This is a genomic window from Microbacterium paludicola (genome assembly GCF_039529675.1).
Classification (GTDB): domain Bacteria; phylum Actinomycetota; class Actinomycetes; order Actinomycetales; family Microbacteriaceae; genus Microbacterium; species Microbacterium paludicola.
On the sequence record NZ_BAAANG010000064.1, the window covers coordinates 1 to 1,241 of the forward strand.

At 64.3% G+C, this 1,241-nt stretch carries 2 protein-coding genes; both read right to left on the reverse strand.

Annotation, left to right across the window (positions count from 1 at the left end):
- Positions 1 to 15: 15 nt before the first annotated feature.
- A complete protein-coding gene (locus ABD161_RS15715; protein ID WP_344005124.1) occupies positions 16 to 621 on the reverse strand; it encodes a hypothetical protein in 606 nt (201 codons plus the stop codon).
- 151 nt (positions 622 to 772) lie between these two features.
- The gene (locus ABD161_RS16020; RefSeq protein ID WP_425560920.1) at positions 773 to 1,240 is read right to left on the reverse strand and encodes an RNA polymerase sigma factor; all 468 of its coding nucleotides are present in this window, start codon (positions 1,238 to 1,240) and stop codon (positions 773 to 775) included.
- Position 1,241: the final 1 nt, after the last annotated feature.

The window sequence follows — 1,241 nt, forward strand, 5'->3', positions numbered from 1 at the left end:
ACATCAGATCCGCACTCAATGGAGTTGCCCCGTGCAGTCCGAGGACATTCCGGCTTGGCCGCCGTCGTAGATTCCCAGTTCGAGCATCACGTCGCCAACGAGGAAACTCAGCATCGCGTCGCCGAGAGCGAGCCTGTCGTCATACGGCACGAAGTTCTCGTCCGGCAGCCATGCAACGGAGGCCGGAAGATCCGCGGGAGTGCCGACCTTGTCACCCGCGAGGACGAGCGCATACTCATAAATGCGCTGTCCGACACCGGTCCCAGTGAACCCATCGCTCTGGTAATAGTCCGTGACGGCAGCCATGTTTCCGGTGAAGGCCGAGCTCTCCACCGTGGCTGTGCATGAGATCGTGATTCCGGTGTCGGTGGTGTATTCGATCGCAATCGGCTCTTCAACTCGGGTGACTGCATCCACGACGAGGGCTCCGGCCGTGAGCGCTCCGAGCGCAAGAGCGACACCTGGAACGACCCATGCCGCACGACGGTGCGTGCGCTTCCGATCTGGTGTTGCGGTTCGAGTGTCGGTGACGAGCGCGTCCAGGGCGGCGCTCGTCGCCACCGACGGTGTGAAGGTCGGCGCACTGCCCGACAGGACTTCATCCAAACTGCGTTGCTTCATGGCAATCCAACCCGCGCTACGACTGCGGCATCTCCGCCGTCACAGTAGTAATGCCCGGCACACCCCGAAGTGTGACACGACCTTCAAAATCCCAGTGCGCAGTAGCCGCCGTGGTCAAGGGCAACGCTCTCGGGGCTCGACTGGCGCTGGTTCACCGAACTACACGGATCCCGCTACGCGTCCTCGAGATTGGCGTAGGTGCGGCGGAGTCTGGAGAGGGCTCGGGAGTATCTGGTTCGGGCTGTTCCCGGCCGGATGCCGAGGACTCGGCCCGCGTCGGCGACGGACAACTCTCCCAGATAATTAGGCGAATGAGTTCCTGGTCTCGGGCGGGTAGGAGCTTCAGTGCCTCTGCGGCCGTGAATGCTTCGTCGGGGATTGGTGCGACGGGCGTCGCCGCGGCTGCTCGGAGCGCGTCAGCTGCGACTGCTCGGCGTGTCCGACCACGATGGTGATTGGCGAGGACCTTCCGCGCAATTCCGTAGGCCCGGGCCCGGCGTTGGTCCTCGGTGTCAGGCAGCCGCGACCTGTGGCGCCACAGGGCGAGGAGCGTCTCGGAGGTGCAGTCAGCGGCATCCTCGCACAGTGTGACCCGCCGGGCGAAGTACCGGAGGAGCAAC